Annotated in this window: 13 protein-coding genes and 4 pseudogenes; 13 read left to right on the top strand and 4 right to left on the bottom strand. The window is 68.0% G+C overall.

Annotation, left to right across the window (positions count from 1 at the left end; genetic code table 11):
* Positions 1–149 precede the first annotated feature (149 nt).
* The 4 genes from ACIBBB_RS33110 to ACIBBB_RS33095 all read left to right on the top strand — a co-directional run bounded on the left by ACIBBB_RS33110 (position 150) and on the right by ACIBBB_RS33095 (position 6,545).
* Positions 150–1,277, top strand: a complete 1,128-nt coding sequence (locus ACIBBB_RS33110; RefSeq protein WP_398988606.1) for a hypothetical protein — start codon at positions 150–152, stop codon at positions 1,275–1,277.
* A gap of 340 nt (positions 1,278–1,617) precedes the next feature.
* Positions 1,618–3,411, top strand: coding sequence for a glycoside hydrolase family 3 protein (locus ACIBBB_RS33105; protein ID WP_398988604.1), 1,794 nt, complete (start codon positions 1,618–1,620; stop codon positions 3,409–3,411).
* A gap of 38 nt (positions 3,412–3,449) precedes the next feature.
* Complete coding sequence (locus ACIBBB_RS33100; RefSeq protein WP_398988602.1) at positions 3,450–4,736, top strand: exo-beta-N-acetylmuramidase NamZ domain-containing protein; 1,287 nt, start codon at positions 3,450–3,452, stop codon at positions 4,734–4,736.
* Positions 4,737–4,775: 39 nt separating this feature from the next.
* Positions 4,776–6,545, top strand: coding sequence for a serine hydrolase (locus ACIBBB_RS33095; protein ID WP_398988600.1), 1,770 nt, complete (start codon positions 4,776–4,778; stop codon positions 6,543–6,545).
* Between the two features lie 315 nt (positions 6,546–6,860).
* Here ACIBBB_RS33095 and ACIBBB_RS33090 read toward each other — a convergent pair whose 3' ends face one another.
* On the bottom strand, positions 6,861–7,169 hold the full coding sequence (locus tag ACIBBB_RS33090) for a hypothetical protein (RefSeq protein ID WP_398988598.1): 309 nt from the start codon (positions 7,167–7,169) through the stop codon (positions 6,861–6,863).
* 215 nt (positions 7,170–7,384) lie between these two features.
* Between ACIBBB_RS33090 and ACIBBB_RS33085 the strand changes: the two genes are divergently transcribed.
* Positions 7,385–8,065 (top strand): hypothetical protein, encoded by a 681-nt coding sequence (locus tag ACIBBB_RS33085; RefSeq protein ID WP_398988596.1) that lies wholly within the window; start codon positions 7,385–7,387, stop codon positions 8,063–8,065.
* Positions 8,066–8,215: 150 nt separating this feature from the next.
* A complete protein-coding gene (locus ACIBBB_RS33080) occupies positions 8,216–8,557 on the top strand; it encodes a hypothetical protein (RefSeq protein ID WP_398988595.1) in 342 nt (113 codons plus the stop codon).
* A 366-nt stretch (positions 8,558–8,923) separates the two neighbouring features.
* Here ACIBBB_RS33080 and ACIBBB_RS33075 read toward each other — a convergent pair whose 3' ends face one another.
* Entirely contained in the window at positions 8,924–9,757 is an 834-nt protein-coding gene (locus tag ACIBBB_RS33075; protein WP_398988593.1) for a PIG-L family deacetylase, read from the bottom strand.
* A 572-nt stretch (positions 9,758–10,329) separates the two neighbouring features.
* Between ACIBBB_RS33075 and ACIBBB_RS33070 the strand changes: the two genes are divergently transcribed.
* From ACIBBB_RS33070 to ACIBBB_RS33060, 3 genes and pseudogenes are all read left to right on the top strand, one after another.
* Entirely contained in the window at positions 10,330–10,848 is a 519-nt protein-coding gene (locus ACIBBB_RS33070; protein ID WP_398988591.1) for a hypothetical protein, read from the top strand.
* A gap of 271 nt (positions 10,849–11,119) precedes the next feature.
* Positions 11,120–11,400, top strand: a pseudogene (locus tag ACIBBB_RS33065) (transposase); the annotation flags it as partial.
* Between the two features lie 64 nt (positions 11,401–11,464).
* Positions 11,465–11,590 (top strand): annotated as a pseudogene (locus tag ACIBBB_RS33060) (DUF4291 family protein); the annotation flags it as partial.
* A 491-nt stretch (positions 11,591–12,081) separates the two neighbouring features.
* On the opposite strand, the gene ACIBBB_RS33055 reads toward ACIBBB_RS33060, so the two are convergent.
* Positions 12,082–12,819: an Imm21 family immunity protein gene (locus ACIBBB_RS33055; protein ID WP_398988589.1), complete on the bottom strand. Its 738-nt coding sequence runs from the start codon at positions 12,817–12,819 to the stop codon at positions 12,082–12,084.
* Positions 12,820–12,909: 90 nt separating this feature from the next.
* Between ACIBBB_RS33055 and ACIBBB_RS33050 the strand changes: the two are divergent.
* The 4 genes and pseudogenes from ACIBBB_RS33050 to ACIBBB_RS33035 form a co-directional block, all read left to right on the top strand.
* Positions 12,910–13,119: pseudogene (locus tag ACIBBB_RS33050) on the top strand (DUF4291 family protein); the annotation flags it as partial.
* A 243-nt stretch (positions 13,120–13,362) separates the two neighbouring features.
* Positions 13,363–13,983 carry a hypothetical protein gene (locus ACIBBB_RS33045; protein ID WP_398988587.1) on the top strand — a complete coding sequence of 207 codons (621 nt, stop codon included), beginning with the start codon at positions 13,363–13,365 and terminating at the stop codon, positions 13,981–13,983.
* 47 nt (positions 13,984–14,030) lie between these two features.
* Positions 14,031–14,475, top strand: a pseudogene (locus ACIBBB_RS33040) (transposase family protein); the annotation flags it as partial.
* A gap of 132 nt (positions 14,476–14,607) precedes the next feature.
* Positions 14,608–15,150, top strand: coding sequence for a hypothetical protein (locus tag ACIBBB_RS33035; RefSeq protein WP_398988585.1), 543 nt, complete (start codon positions 14,608–14,610; stop codon positions 15,148–15,150).
* Positions 15,151–15,413: 263 nt separating this feature from the next.
* Here the strand turns inward: ACIBBB_RS33035 and ACIBBB_RS33030 are convergent, their stop codons facing one another.
* Positions 15,414–15,710: a helix-turn-helix domain-containing protein gene (locus tag ACIBBB_RS33030; protein ID WP_398988583.1), complete on the bottom strand. Its 297-nt coding sequence runs from the start codon at positions 15,708–15,710 to the stop codon at positions 15,414–15,416.
* Positions 15,711–16,050: the final 340 nt, after the last annotated feature.

Here is a 16,050-nt window from a genome sequence, read left to right as displayed (position 1 = left end):
GGCCCCGATCCGCACCAGCCGTACGCGGGGACGGCGAGCGCCGGAACGCGTCGCCGGAGCACCTTGTGCACGCCTCATCCGCGGGGCCCCGTCCCGTGGGTGAGGCATGACCCGCCGATCCCCGCCATCCCCCTCCCGAGAGGTCCCGTATGAGTCCGCTGTCCCGCCGCGCGCTACTGGCCGGAGCCTCCGGCACGGCACTGGCCCTCACACTGCCTTCCTCCGCGAGTGCGCAGGAGGTCGCGTATGCGGCCTTCCGTCTCGTCCGGGCGCGCCCCGGTGAGCCGGGTCAGCCCGAGATCACGCTGCCCGAGGGGTACGAGTTCGTCCCCGGCGCCAAGTACCACGTCGGCAGCCGAGCCGAGTACTACTCCTTCGTGCGCGGCCCGGCGAACCCCGCGGGGATCCTGGTCGCCGTGCGCTGGCCGGGCGTCGCGGTGAGCGACGTGGTGCACATGGACACCCGCTTGAGGGTCGAGCGGGACCCCTCCGACCGGAGCCGGTTCACCTTCGTACTCCCCGTCACCTTGCCAACGGCCGACGCCAACCAGCCGACGATCCAGATCTGGAGCCACCCCGATCGCTCGGAGGGTATGTACCTCAAACTCGACCACAACGACCCGGACCGGGTCGCCGGGCCGTGGCTGACCGTGCCGTGGCCGGGGAACGCGGCACGGTCGCAGCTCCACCAGCTCATCGCGACGCACGCCATCCTGCTCGACTCCGGCCTCAAGGACACGGCTGCCGCGAAGGGCCACCGCTGGTTCCTCGCGGGCTTCGAGACCAACAACACCCTGCACACCGACAATCCGCCGCACTGGCACATCTCGTACAACTCCGGCGCCGATTTCGACTCCCCGACGCACAACACCCACTTCTGGCTGAACAGCGGAGCCGAGAACTTCTACAACGGCATGGACGTCACGGGTCTCGGCCGTTTGAAGCACTATGTGGGCGACCCGGCCAGGATCTTCGACTTCATGGGAGACGCCAACGACGGCCGGGGCGACCTCGTCGCCACCGTCACCATCCGTACGGACGGCGGCCTCGACATCGCACCCCCCTCAGGCCCGGGCTACGCCGTCGCGGCAGGGCGTGACGGCACGCTCATCGAGGAAGTCACCGTCCTGCGTGGCGGCGAGCCCTGGCTGCGCGTCACGACGGAGGACCGGTACAAGGTCGGAGTGCTGACCGTCCAGGTGCTCGGCCTGCGGGACGCGTCGGAGAGCCGTGTGAGGGTGATGCGCTACGACAGGTTGACCGGCGTCCTGCTCTGAAAGCGCGATCGGCGGTGCGGCGGGGCACGTCGCGGTCCGTCCGCGCGGTGAAGCCGCTCGGACGGGGTGTCCCGACCGCTCGGACATGGGCGCGCCGCCGTAACGGGCGACCTGTGGGCCGCCACAAGGACGTCCACTCGCGCTCCGACCGGGCCGAGACGGGGTCGGTAACCAGTGGACTACACCACTGTAGTAGCGCTGACCTGCGCGAATGCCTCTCATCAAGGAGCGCTCGCCCTCTTGACCCGAGGTGCGAATGAGCCATAGACACAGGCACACAGGCCTGTCGAGTCCACGCCAACCCGCCCAACGGCAAAAGGAGTGCGCGATGGTTCACGCGATGCGCCGAGACCGACGCTTCCGCAGACAGATCACGGTCACGGCGACCGTGTGCGGTCTGCTGCTGTCCATGCCGACCGCCGTGTCGGCCAAGGCGCCGGTGCCGCGGGGGTGGGTGGAGAAGACCATGGCCCGGATGACACTGGAGGAGAAGGTCGGTCAACTGTTCACCACGTACGCCTACGGCACGTCGGCCGACACCGACAAGGCCGCCGACGTCACGAGGAACCAGAACTGGCTCGGCGTCGACAACGCACAGCAGGCGATCGACAAGTATCACCTCGGCGGCGTGATCTACTTCGCCTGGTCCGACAACCTCCAGAACCCGAAGCAAGTGGCCGCGCTCTCCAACGGGCTGCAGCAGGCCGCGCTCAGACAGCCGGCCGAAGTGCCGCTGCTGGTCAGCACCGACCAGGAACACGGCATCGTCCAGCGGCTCGGCCCGCCCGCGACGCAGTTCGCGGGGAACATGGCGCTGGCCGCCTCCGGCAGCGAGCGGGACGCGCGTGAAGCCGGGAAGATCGCCGGAGAGGAGCTGCGGGCGGTCGGCATCAACCAGAACTTCGCCCCGGTCGCCGATGTGAACGTCAATCCCGCCAACCCGGTGATCGGCGTGCGGTCCTTCAGCAGTGATCCGCGGCTGGCCGCCGATCTGACCGAGGCACAGGTGCGCGGCTACCAGAGCGGGAGTGCTGGCGTGGTCGCGACCGCCAAGCACTTCCCTGGGCACGGCGACACCGATGTGGACAGCCACGTCGGTCTGCCCGTCATCACCCACACTCTCGAACAGTGGCGGGAAATGGACGCGCCCCCCTTCCGGCGGGCCGTCGACACCGGTATCGGCGCCATCATGACCGGTCACATCCAGTTCCCCGAGCTCGATCCCACCGGCGACCCGGCCACCCTGTCGGAGCCGATCATGACCGGACTGCTCCGCGACGAGATCGGATACGACGGCGTGGTCGTCACCGACTCCCTCTCCATGGCCGGGGTCCGGGAGACCTATCCGGACGAGGACGTACCGGTCAAGGCGCTTCAGGCCGGCGTGGACATGCTGCTGATGCCACCCAACCTGGACACGGCGTACAACGCGGTGCTGGAGGCCGTCGCCGAGGGCGAGCTGACCGAGAAGCGCATCGACAGGTCCGTGCGGCGGATCCTGACCCTGAAGCACCAGCAGGGCATCGTAAAGCGGCCTTTCGCCAACCCGTACGGAGTTGACAAGACCGTCGGATCGCCCGCACACCTGCGGGCCGCCCAGCGCATCACCGACCGGACCACCACGCTCGTCAAGAACGACGACCGGGTGCTGCCGCTCGCGGACGACGGGCAGAGCGTACTGGTCACCGGCTGGGGCGAGGGCACGACATCCCAGCTGACCGCGCTCATCGACAAACGCGACGTGACAGCCACGTCGCACTACACCGGCGCCAACCCTGGCGCCGCCACCATCGCCGCCGCCGTGGCCGAGGCACGCGGGCACGATTCCGTCGTGGTCACCACCAGCGGCGCCGGGGCCGGCCCGGGACAGTCCGCCCTGGTGAACGCCCTGATCGAGACCGGCAAGCCGGTCGTCACCGTCGCCGTCGGCACGCCGTACGACATCGCCCGCTACCCGGAGGCGGGCACTCACCTGGCCACGTACTCCTACCGCGAAGGCGCCCTGGAGTCGGCGACCCGGGTGCTGTTCGGCGAAGTCCGCCCGCGCGGCACGCTGCCGGTGACGATCCCCACGGCGGACGATCCTGACCAGCCCCTGTTCCCGCTCGGCCACGGTCTGAGCTACCGGCACTGACGAACCGCCGACACGAACGAACAAAGGACACCACCACCATGCGACGCAGAGATCTACTGACGGCAGCGGCGACCTCGGCCGTGGCCGCGGGCACGGCCGGGCTGGCAGCGGCGGGCCCCGCCGGTGCACAGGGCAAGGGGGACGGCGCGAAAGGCGGGGTGCGCACCGGCTTCGAAACCCTGCGCCGGAGCGGCTACGCGTCCGTGACCGGGCAGCGGGTCGGCATCATCTCCAACCCCACCGGCATCGACCGCGAGTTGAACCACATCGTCGATGTGATGGTCGCGGACGCAGCCGTCAACCTGGTCGCGATCTTCGGTCCGGAACACGGGTTCCGCGGCATCGGGCAGGCCGGCGAGGGCGAGGAGTTCTTCATCGACGAGAAGACCGGACTTCCCGTCTACAACGCCTACAACAACTCCGCCACGATGGAGCGGCTGTTCTCCGACCTCGAACTGGACACCGTCGTCTTCGACATCCAGGAGGTCGGCGCCCGCTTCTACACCTACATCTGGACGATGTATCTGGCGCTGGAGGCCGCGGCGAGACTCGGCGTGAAATTCGTCGTCCTCGACCGGCCCACCCCGCTGTCCGGAAAGGACGCGTACGGGCCGGTGCTTCACCCCGAGCACTCCACGTTCGTCGGGCTCAAGGCCATCGCACAGCAGCACGGCATGACGCCGGGAGAGCTGGCCCGGCTCTACAACGAGGTGTTCGTACCGGCCGCCACCGGGGGCAAGCAGGCAGATCTGCATGTCCAGCGGCTGTCGGGCTGGGACCGGCGGATGCGGTACACGGACACCGGGTTGCCCTGGGTGGCGCCCTCACCCAACATGCCTACGCTCGCCACCGCCGACATCTACGTCGGCACCTGCCTCTTCGAGGCGTCGGCACTGTCCGAGGGCCGCGGCACCACTCAGCCGTTCCAGCTCATAGGCGCTCCGGGCATCGATCACCGCTGGGAGAAGGCGCTCAACGCACGCGAGATGCCGGGGGTCCGTTTCCGCGAGGCGTACTTCAAGCCGGTGTTCTCCAAGCAGCAGGACAAGACCTGCGGTGGCGTCGAGGTGCTGATCACGGACGTCGACCGCTTCGAGCCGATCCCCACCGCACTCGCCATGATCACCGAGCAGTGGCGGCTCTTCCCCGAGTACCGCTGGCGGTCCCAGGACGTCACCAGCTTCTGGATGGACAAGCTGAGCGGCGACACCCGGGTGCGCGAGGCGATCGAGAACGGTACGGACGCGGCGGACATCCCCGAGGTCTGGCACGACGACCTCAAGCGATTCCGCGCACTGCGAAGAGAGTTCCTGATCTATCGCTGAGTCTGTCCCGACCAACCGGTGAGAAAGCAGAGTTGACGCATGAGACGCAGGAACTTCCTCTACGCGGCGGCTGCGGTGGCCGGCGCCGGGTCAGCCCTTCCGCTCGGCACCACGGCCTACGCCGCCCCGCCCACGGGGGCCCGAACAGGACCGCCGACCATCACCCCTGACGACATCCGATTCCCCACCGTCTCGCGCCGGCTGCGCCCCGGCTCCGCCGGCCGGGCCGGGCTGATCGCCGAGCACGTCGACCGGATGGCCGACGAGGCGGCGCGCTACATGGAGCCCGGACCCGGTCGGCCCAACCCCTCGCACCCGGGCTTCGTGCTGATCGCGGCGCGCAACAGCGTGATCGTCACCCACGAGGCGCGCGGCCATGCCGTCCGGTACGAGAGTTGGGACGCGGCTACCAAGACCCCGGTCGAGCTGCCTCCCGACCAGTGGGTGCCCATGGAGAAGGACACCCTCTTCGACATGGCGTCGGTGAGCAAACTGTTCACCTCGACGGTCGCGACGCAGTTGTGGGAACAAGGCGTCATCGACCTGGACGAGCCGGTGGCGAGGTATCTGCCCGAGTTCGCGGCAGCCGATCCGGCCAAGGCCACCATCACCCTGCGTCATCTCCTGACGCACCGCTCGGGCCTCGTCTCATGGATGAACCTGGCCGACTACCCCGACAACGACGCGCGGATGGCGGCCATTTACGCGTCGGTACTGCGGCGGGAACCGGGGAGCGGCTACGAGTACTCCGACCTGAACCTGATCACGCTGGGGCAGTTGCTGCACCGCGTGACAGGAGAGGCGTTGGACGACCTGATCGCCGACCGGGTCACCGGACCGCTCGGCATGACCGAGACGATGTTCAACCCGCCGCGGAGCCTGCTGCCGCGGATCGCGGCGACCGAGTACCAACCGGGGACGGGCCGGGGCATGGTCCACGGCACCGTGCACGACGAGAATGCCTGGTACCTGGGCGGTGTCGCGGGCCACGCGGGCATCTTCTCGACAGCCGCCGACATGGCCGTCTTCGGTCAGATGCTCGCCAACGGCGGGCACTACGCGGGCACCCGCGTCCTGTCCGAGGCGACGGTCAGAAAGATACTCGTCAACTACAGCGCGGACATCGGCGCTTCGCCACGCGGGCTCGGCTGGCAGGTCGACCAGCGGTTCTACATGGACGCGCTGACGTCCCCGGTGACCGCCGGCCACACCGGCTACACCGGTCCCTGCATCACCGTCGACCCGGTCGACCGCACCGTGTTCGTCTTCCTGGCCAACCGCGTCCACCCCACTCGTGACTGGGGCACGGACAGCGACTACCGCCGGGCGCCCGCACGGGCCTTCGCCCGCTCGGTGCCGGTGAAGCCCGCCACCGGGAGGACGGCGTGGTTCTCCGGCATGCCGGACAGCGCCGAAGTGAGACTCGTCGCACCGCTGAGCAGGATGCGTACGACGGGCAAGGTTTCCTTTCATCTCTGGTACGACACCGAGCCGAAGGTCGACAGCGGCAGCCTGGAGGCATCCACGGACGGCGGCTCCAACTGGACCCACGTCCCGCTGGACCTGAGAGCGAAAGGCCGGCGCTGGAGCACCGGGGGGACGTTCGACGGTTACTCGGGCCGGCAATGGATCAAGGCGTCGGCCGAGGTCGCCGCCGACACCACCCACCTGCGCTGGACGTACCGCACCGATGGGGCCTACCAGGGCCGCGGGGTGTACATCGACGGAATCCGTGTCACGAGCGCGGGCCACGACGCCTTCGATGTCAGGCGCCTGGAGTCCGACGGCTGGCAGGAGTCGGCCAACTGATGTCACCGGGGTGCCCGGCGACGGGCACCCCGGTGAACCTCTCTGGTGGCGGATCCACTCCCACACGTCATGAGTCACGGAGCGCTGCACGCCGCGGAGCTTTCTTCGGGGGCGCCCCCGGCGTCCGGGGACCCGTAGACCTCGTACCAGATGACACGCGGACAGTTCACCATCGGGGACCGCGCCCTGGAGATCGAGCCGATGCGGCAGCGCGGAGGTCTGGTCGCGGAGACCGCGTGGACGGTCGATCATTCGCCGGCGCGCCTGGCCGACGACAGCCAGTGCCGCCGACGACCCCGGTCAAGGTTCGCCGGGTCAAGGTGGCGGGTCGAGGAGACGTTCCAGTCCGGAAAGGGCGTGGCCGGACTGGACGAGCGCCAGGTCCGCAGCTACGCGTCCTGTCCCCGCCGGGTCACCCTCGCCGTGCTCGCCCCCGCCTTCCTGGCCGTCGTCCGCGCAGATGAACACACCCGCCATCCCGCCCTGGACAACCTCGTCCCGCTCACTCGCAACGAGATCGCACGCCTGTTCATCACGCTCATCGCCCACCGCGTCCACGACCCAGTCCATCAGCCCCGCCGGCGCCCACTGGCGAAGCCGCCGCCAGGCCCGGTCCCGCGCCATCCACTACCACCGCCGGGCCGCAGCGCCAGCATGATCACGATCTACCGCTGGAGTACTGAGCGGGGCTGCCCTCGTTCGCGAGTTCGTCAACGGACGACGGGTCTCCATCAGCACAGCGGCGCCAGATGCAGCAGCAGGACGGGGCTATCCGTTGGGTGGCGGGTGAGACAGACTGGGTCGGCCTGAGCACGCGATCACCACTTGGAGCACGTCGGATGAGCAGCAACGTACTGACCATGTACGGCGGGCCGAGACGAGTCGACGGCCAGAGTCAGGCGAAGGTGGCGCACATGGTCAGCTTCTCCGACGGGTCGGGACCGGCGCCGTCGGCCGTGTACGTGGAGCGCGAACTGCCGCCGGGAGGCACGTCCGCGTACCTCGCCGCCCGGCGCGGCGGGGCCCGTTCCTTCGCCCTGTGGGCCGACGATCAACGCCGGGAGCGGGTGGCCACCGTGGTGACCCTGTCGGCCGGCGGCGGCGTCACGAGGTTTCAAGTGCTCGGCGCACAGGGCGAGGTCGTCGGCACGCTCATGCGCGAGAAGGCGCTCCGCGGAAGGGGCCTGCGCACCCGCTGGACCGTGCACCAGCCCGGCGGCTCCGAAGCGGTCGGCTTCAAGGGGAGGATCGTGTGGTGGTGGATGTGGTGGCTCTTGCTGCCCCTGATGACGGTGGTCCTCCTGATCAGCGTCTTCGACAGCGTCCCCGGCAACGAGGGCGGCTTCGCACGCGCACCCCGGCGCATCCGGTGGCGCGCGAACGGGCAGGTCCCGCTGGAGTTCAGGTCCAAGGGCAACAAACTGCACGTACACGCACCCGGTGTGGACTGGCGGCTCGGGGCCGCGCTGATCGCCCTCCTGCGCAGCTTCAACGACGGCGCGTGGGACTCCGTGAAGTAGCGACCCGGGGGACGACGCCCCGGCGCGGCGCGTGCTGCTGCGGCGGCGGCGGCGGCGGAAGTTGGTGTCACGTGGCCGCGCACCGTAGAACTGGGCCTCATGTCTGATCAGCGGCCAACCCAACCCCCGTCACCCCCGTCGCCAAGGCCCTTGCCCGGTCCGCCCGGTGGGTACGGGCCGCCACGGTTCCAGGGGGTCAGTGCCGGGTACCGGCGTTGGGCCGGCGTCCTGCTCCGGCTCGCGATCGCCGTCGCGGGGCTCATGGTGGTCGCTTTCGTGGCCGGCGTCGTCTTCCTGGTGAAGGCGGACGCGGACGTGGACGACGCCGCCTACGGCTATCTCGCGCTCATCCTCTGGTTCGCGATCGCCGCCGCGATCCCGGTGCTGCTGGCGCTCGGTATCCCCGCAATCGTCATGACGCGGCGTGTACGACAGCAGGAGCGGCTGGACCACGATGCTGTGTACCGAGGGCTCAAAGTCGGCGAACAGTAGTCGAGCGGGCCACGGCGGCAGCACACTGACCCGGACGGTTCACGCTACCCCTCACCCAAAGGGGTGACCCGCCTGACGCCGGTCTCAGAATCACGTCCTCCAGAACTTCACTTGAACATCCGAGCTGGGATGAGGACACGAAAATCCGAGAACCTACGAAAAGCGTAGGGTCTCGCGGTTGGTGTCGGAGACCGCCCTCGTGACCTGCTGTGTCCGGGTCGGCAGTGCAGGCACGCGTCGACGCCGTCGGCGAGGCCTGGACGCGAGCTGCCGGAGCGGAACTCGCTCGGACAAGCCTCCGGGTGTGTCCGCTCGATCGCTCCGTGCGGCCGACGTGCTGTCCCGGGCCCCGGTCGGACGGGCGGATCAGCGCAGTCCGGCGAAGAGATCGTTCTCGGGTACGGCCGCGCCGGTGGCGTCCTTGACGCGTACGAAGGTCTCCATGCCCATCAACTCGCCGAACCTCTCCTTGCCCATCTTGAGGAAGAAGATGTTCTCGCCCTGACTGGCGTGCGCGGCCAGCGCGTCGAACTTCTGACCGCTGAACGCCGTGGTGTCCACCCACGTGGTGATCTCATCGTCGGGGAGGCCGATCTCGGCCATCGCGGCGGCCTCGGCAGGATCCGGCTCCGGCGTGTCCTCCTGAAACTCGCGCATGGTCTCCCCGAACCGCTGCATCATCGAGCGGGGCATCGTCGTCCAGTACACCTTCGGTGTCAGGGCGGTCATCCCCAGCGCCGCCATCGTGATGCGGTTGGCCTGGATGTGGTCGGGGTGGCCGTAGAAGCCGTTCTCGTCGTAGGTGACGACCACATCGGGTCGGTAGTGGCGCATGAGTTCCGCGAGCCGGGCAGCGCTTTCCTCCACGGGGGTCTGCCAGAAGGATCCGGGGGCGTCGTTGCTCGGCCAGCCCGCCATCCCGGAATCGGCATAGTCCAGCGTCTCCAGATAGCTGACCTTCAGGACGTCACAGCTCGCCTGGAGTTCTTGACGGCGCATCAAGGCGACAGCGGCCGGATCATGCTCGGGATCGCCGGGCTTGACGCCCCCCGGTCCGTCACCGCACCCGCCGTCGGTACACGTCACGAGAACGGTGCGGATGCCTTCCGCCGCGTACCGCGCGAGGACCCCTCCGGTTCCGGTGGCCTCGTCGTCGGGGTGGGCGTGTACTGCCATGAGCGTCAAAGGCCGGTCAGTCATGAAACAGTCCTCCTGCAGAAATACGTCTTGGTCCGAGTGCGCGGCGGGCGTACCGCGATCCAGAGGGCCCGGATCCTGACGGGGCGGACTACCCTACGGTCTCCGTGTTCCCCGCCCGTGCGGCGCCGTCCCTCGGTCCATGCAACCGCGCTGGCCGGACCGGCTGTTCCCAACGCGGCCACTTGCCCTTCGAGGTGTCGGCGTTTCCACGTGAACGAGGTACAGGCGCGACCTGCATGTCTCAGCGCCACGTCGGATCCGGCTTCCATCCGGCACCAGCCGTGAGATTCCGACACGAGATTTGAGACCCTACAAAAATGTAGGTTCCCGCGACCCGTGTCATCTGCCGCGTCTCTGACCTCGACGGATCTCGGGCTTCTCACGCCGTGTCATCTGCTGGGTTCTCAGCTCCGTGTCATTTTCCTGGCTCGCCTGGCCAAGACGGCGACGCCGCTGCCCAAGAAGAGGTTCACCGGACGGTCAGAAGCTCCAGCTGTAGAGGCCGCCGCCCGGACCGGCCCCGCGAAGTATTCGGTTGGTCATGACGGGCTGAACCTGCGACGGTCACCGGCATGAACGTGGTTCTGGGAGACAAACTCAGGTTCGCCGCAGAGGTCGGCGAGCCAGGCCCACTGTGCCGGGTCGACCTCTGGTCATCCGGAAAGTGGCTGACCTGCGACGACAACATGGCGTATGTCCCCCAGTTTCGCCGCGATGTGCTGGACGCCGCCGCCTGGCTGCGGTCTGGCGAAGGTTCTCCCCTGCCGTTCGCCGGCTTGTCCGCCGAAGCCACACACCGCCGTCTCACGCAGCGCGCGGGGGACGACGAGTCCGAGGCCGACTACCAGCTGCGCGGCCGGTTTCGGATCCTGCTCTGGGGTCCCACCACCGACAACGTGACGGCCTACCTGTTCCGCGAAGAGGACCGCCTGGTGATCACGCTGGAGTTCTGGCGTGAGGAACACCTGCTCAGCCACCCTGAAGACGCCGGTACGGTCTTCGTCGTCGAGATCCCGGCTGAGGAGCTCATCGGGATCCTTGAAGGCATCGCAGCCGCGCTCGACGCCAGCCCAAGCGAGAGCCATTCCTGAATCTCCGGTGACATCAAAAAGGGCTTCTCCCTCGCGGCCGCCCCATGTCTCCGAAGCAGCCCCGCCGGCCGCCAAACGCTGGGGTCCTGCCCTTAGGTCCGCGGCTGGCGGCCATGGAGAAGATGTACCCGGTACACCCATGCACGGAGTACGGAGACGGCGTACCGGGCGAGGTCGTTCTCGAAGGCCCTTTACCCGCGTGCCCTTGAACCCGTCCTCGGCCAGCAGCTGGAGTATCCGCCGGTCGGCCATCCGCCGGTCGATGCTCTGCTCCCGCTGCGGCCAGCGACGCCGCAGGCCCGACAAGCTCCACACCGATAAGGCCTACGACTACTCCCACCTGCGGCGTTGGTTGCGCGGGCGCGGCATCACCCACCGCATCGCCCGAAAGGGCAGCGAGACCACCCAGCAATTGGGTCGGCATCGCCGGACGATCGAACGCGCCACGGCCTGGCTCGCCGGATGCCGTGCCTGAACCGACGCTACGAACGCAAAGCGGACCACTTCCTGGCCTTCACCAGCATCGCCTCTACCCTCATCTGCTACCGCAGGCCGAGAGCCATGTGTGCCGCTCATTCGACGGCGCGCATCGAACGGTGCTCCCACGCTGGTCACTGTGACAGAACCCCAGCACCAGATCCGCGCCCTCTACACCGCTTCCACGGTCACCGTCTACCAGGCGTACGGGCCGGAGATCGGCCTTCCCGCGGCCCGCGGCAGCCGCTTCCCGGCAGCCTGGCAGCCTGGCAGCGGGACCGGATGACATATGTCGTCAAGCTGCGCTCGTAGTCCTTTTCTTCAGTTGAGTCGGTAGGGGCCGGAAGACGGAACCTAGGACTTGTCCGGTCGATCAAGTTCGTGGCCGGATGGCGAGGCTTGCTGCTGGGGCGGTGCCGACGAAGACGTAGCCGCGTCTGTCGTGCACCATGGACAGCGCGTACCCAACTCACCACACGGGGCACCGTCTTAAGGGGAACTCTTTCCGGCGGTCAGCTGCCACCTCCGCCGCCATCGCTATTGTCCTTCCGACCGCCTACCACTGCGGATATGATCCATGCCGCCAGCGTGACGAGGAAGAACACGACAATGATTGTCGGGAGCACTGACTTCACAACTTGGTCCCCCTATGGGATTCGTGACCGCTCCTGCCCGAAGTGTGCGGTACCTGAAGCGGATTGAAGGTATCGAGAGCTTCGTCGCGGCCTCCACGCCTGGCAGGGCCACAGGTCCTTTTCAGGACCGACTGGATCCTACGCGGCTCCGATAATCTCCCACCAGTGGGGCGCTACCACACCTGGCGCTGAACCGCCTCACCACATAGGACACGGTCCAAGGACCAAGCGAGGCGAGTGTCGTGTTCTCTGTGAGTGTTGCCGCACCGGGTGTTTGTTCCGGTATGAGCTGGACTACGCCGACCCACGGGAACTCGCCGGTTTTGTGGAACGCGCGGATTCTCCAGCGGCCTGCCGGTACATCGGCGGGGGCTTGCTCCGGTAGTTGCATGTTATGGGGGTAGGGCTGGCCGAGGTCGTCTCCGGCCTCGGCCGAGTCCATGAGTACCGACTCGCCGTCCGTTTCCCAAACCGCGCCGTGCTTCCAGGGGGTGGCGGGGTCGGCCAGGAGAGTCTCGGCAGCGGGTAGGAGTTCGGCGTATGAGTCGGCAGCGAGCCATCGGATGAAGATGTTCCGATCGGGGAGGAAGCAGGTCTTGGCCGGCTCATCTCCCAGCACCAGTGCTTGCGCGTCGCCCGTACCTACGTCGATCACCGCGGCGAAGTCCTCCACCGCGCAGGCCCGGTCGGAGTCGTCCGGCGTATCGGTATCCCCGATGACCATTCCGGACTCTGTGCAACCGGCCCAGTCTCGTAGCGCTGAGACGGGAAGGACGACGAGCGGGCCGCCCATCGACGTGACCCAGTTCGGATCCAGCAGCGGGTGGCGCGGTGGGTCCGCGTGGGGAGTGACGCTCATGGGGACAGTGTGCCGTCGCCCTCTGACAGTCTCTGGGCAACTGGTCTCTCCGCACGCGAAGAAAAGGACAATGAAAGCGACTTGACATGAATCAAGCCCTCCTTCCTCTGGATGATGTACCGATGCGGATGGGGCTCCAAGGACGGCCAGGAAACCGTCCTCGCCATCGCGATCACCCGTGAAGGCTTCGAATGGGCACTGGAACATGCCTGACTGGTCCACTAGGGGCACGGCCTGCGTCCTGACCGCTCCACCTGGAAACGCCAGTTGAAGCGGTCTCCAGCTCGGGTCCAGTGGGATACGTATCCACCCAATTCGCCGGACGGAGCGTGCGGCTAAGGGTTGTCCCGTAATTCGACGTTCGGTTCACTCCCGCTCATAAATCGTCGTCCACCACGCGGAGCCGGGCTCCCTGAGCGCCGGGGCGCTCACCCTGCTCAGCAGCCTTCCGTCACACGGATGCGGGAGGTAACGTCAGGCACACACCGTGTGACCCGGGGGCCGCGCGGTCACCATTCGAGCTGTACGCCTCGGGGAGAAGCGGTGGGCTGGCGATCACTCAACGGCGAACGGCGGACAGTCACCGGCGCCATCCAACGCGGTGATCACGCAATCGCCCGCGGCCAGTGGGCCCGTGCCCTGCACCACTACCAGAAGGCCAACCGCCATGCGGTCAGGGTCGCCCAGGCCGGGCAAGGCGATCAGGACCAGGCGGTATTGGGCGCCGTTTACTACAACCTGGCCGAACTCCACGCGAAGACCGGCAACGTCTCGATGGCCTGGCTGGCCGCGCTCCAAGCCTGCCAGGTGTACAGCCCGCTGGACCCTGCGGCCGCTCGCCCCAGCGCCGTAGCCTCCTGCCTCACGGGCGCAAGCCCGCGCCTGGCCGAGGAGCGGATCGCCCTGAGCGCCGACGCCAGGTCGCGCTACGTCCTGCTCAGCGCGGGCTTGGTACGAGAGGTCGGGCCTCAGGCACTGCGCGTGGACATCGGTGGCGGTGCGCTCGATGGGATCACCGACGTCTCCCAAGCAGTCGAACGGATCGGTGAACCAGCCGTGCTCACGTACCAGGAACTGGTACGTCACGGCCACTGCTACACCGACGCCGACGTCACCCGCACCCGATGGCGCGTCACCCAGGCACGCACCATCGTCGGCACCTGACCAAGGATTGTTCCGTAACGCTTGGTCACGGGTGAGATGATCTTGATGTGGCTGGTGTGATCACAGCGTCGGAACCGTCCTGGACAGGTCCGTTCACCGGGCTGAGCCCGCGCTGCTCCGGCAAGTTGGTGACCGCCATACGCCGCGAGACTGCGGCCGACTGGCATCGCGGCCGACCAGGGAGCCTGTCGCTGGAGGACCGCATTCCGCTGGCAGCGGCCTACTGGCGCCACGAACTTGACAATGCGCCAGCTCGCCCAGCTGTTCGGCGTCTCAAAGTCGGCGGCCGACCGGATCATCGACCACCTCGGCCCCCCTGCTCGCGCTCCAGCCCCGCAAGCGACTCGCGAAAGCACCGTCCTCATCGTCGACGGCACGCTCGTGCCCACCCGCGACCACAGCATCGCCGAGCAGTCGAAGAACTACCGCTACTCCACGGCCCATCAGGTGGTCACCGACGCCGAGACCCGCCAGGTCGTCATGGTCGGCCAGACCGCCTCGTAACGGATACCGGAGATACACCTTGGCTTTGTCACAAGGTGGGGGGCGGTCGAACCAGCCTGCTGTGTATGGCGTTTGATCAGCTGAGATCAACAAGGAACAACGCCGAAAGGGCACCCCTCCATGCGACTCAGCCGTACGCGCACCCGCACGCTCACCGCTCTGGCCTTCCTGGCCGCCACCGGCCTGTTCGTCACGGCGTGCGATTCCGACTCCGTCGCCGACGGTTCGGGGAGCAGCAGCTCCAGCCCCGGGACGAGTGCCGGCGCCGGCGCGGCCACGGGCGAGGCTGCCGACCCCGCCGCGAGTGCCGGTGGCGACGACAGTGCGAGCCCCGGTTCGGGTTCGGGCGACGACGCCAATACCGCCGCCGGCAGCGGTACTGACAAGGGTCCTGTCGACGATCCGGATGCCCCTGGTGCCGACGGCACGTTCAGCGGCGTACTGACCTTCTTGGCGCCGGGCAAGCTGCTGGTCGGGGAACGTGCCTTCTGGGTCGCCGTGGACACCGAGATCATCGGCGGCGACATCTGCGGAGATCCCGAGACCCCGGAAGCCGAGAAGTGCACCCCGGACGACCTGGACGCCGCTGCGAAGAACGGCAACCTGAACGTCGAAGTGACCATCAAGAAGGGCAACGCCGAGCGGGTCCACCAGGCCTCATAACCCTGGGCCGGGCGACCGCACCAGGCACGGGAACGGTCCCTTGCCCCGCCCGCATCGATCGCCCCGGCTCGATCGATGCGGCCCACGCGCGCGTGGTCCGCTCGGGCCCGCGCAGCCAGCGGGCGACGGCCGAGCCGATGGCGTCCAGCTGGTCCTTTGGCGCGTTGCGCCCGCCCGGCCCGACCGTTACGTCACGTCACGTCACGTACGGACGGCCACCACCGCCGGGCGGGTCGCGGAGCGCGGACTCGCCCTGTCAGACGTCAGCCTTGCGGCGTGCCGCCGAGGGCGAACCGCGCAGTTCCGAGAATGACGATGCGGCAGGCGGCCTCGACGGGGGTGCCCTGATCAACGAGCTCGCGGACACGGGCAGCGATCTTCAGCTGATAGCGGGAGTAGCGGCGGTGTCCGCCCTCGGAGCGCAGCGGGGTGATGACGCGGGCTTCGCCGATGGCCCGGAGGAAAGCGGGCGTGGTGCCGAGCATCTCGGCGGCCCGGCCCATGGTGTAGGCGGGGTAGTCGTCGTCATCGAGACGGCAGAACGAGTCGTCCGCTGTCATCGCACCTCTCTGTGGAACACGTTGGAGGGGCCCTGGTGCCGTACGGCACCAGGGCCCCGAAGGAACTGCTACACCATCTGCCGACCCTCTTGCTGCGCCGGCCTTCTGTGTCCGCACGGCCGTCCGGGAGAGGACGGGCAATGCTGGGATCGCGGTTGCTTGACCGGAGACCACCTCACTATCGATGTCCTGCGGTACCCGGGCTCAGTGATTCCGCCCGGGCGATCCTGATGGCGCCTCAACTCCTCCGTTCTTCCCTCTTGATCAATTACCGGACTGTTTACCGCTGGTACTGCGCACTGCTTTGTACCGCTGGTGATGCGAATTGCTGGTGACCTGA

It is taken from the genome of Streptomyces sp. NPDC051217, assembly GCF_044455465.1.
In the GTDB taxonomy this organism is placed as follows: domain Bacteria; phylum Actinomycetota; class Actinomycetes; order Streptomycetales; family Streptomycetaceae; genus Streptomyces.
Note: the sequence above shows the minus strand (reverse complement) of the source record. Positions and strands in the feature narration are given on the sequence as shown.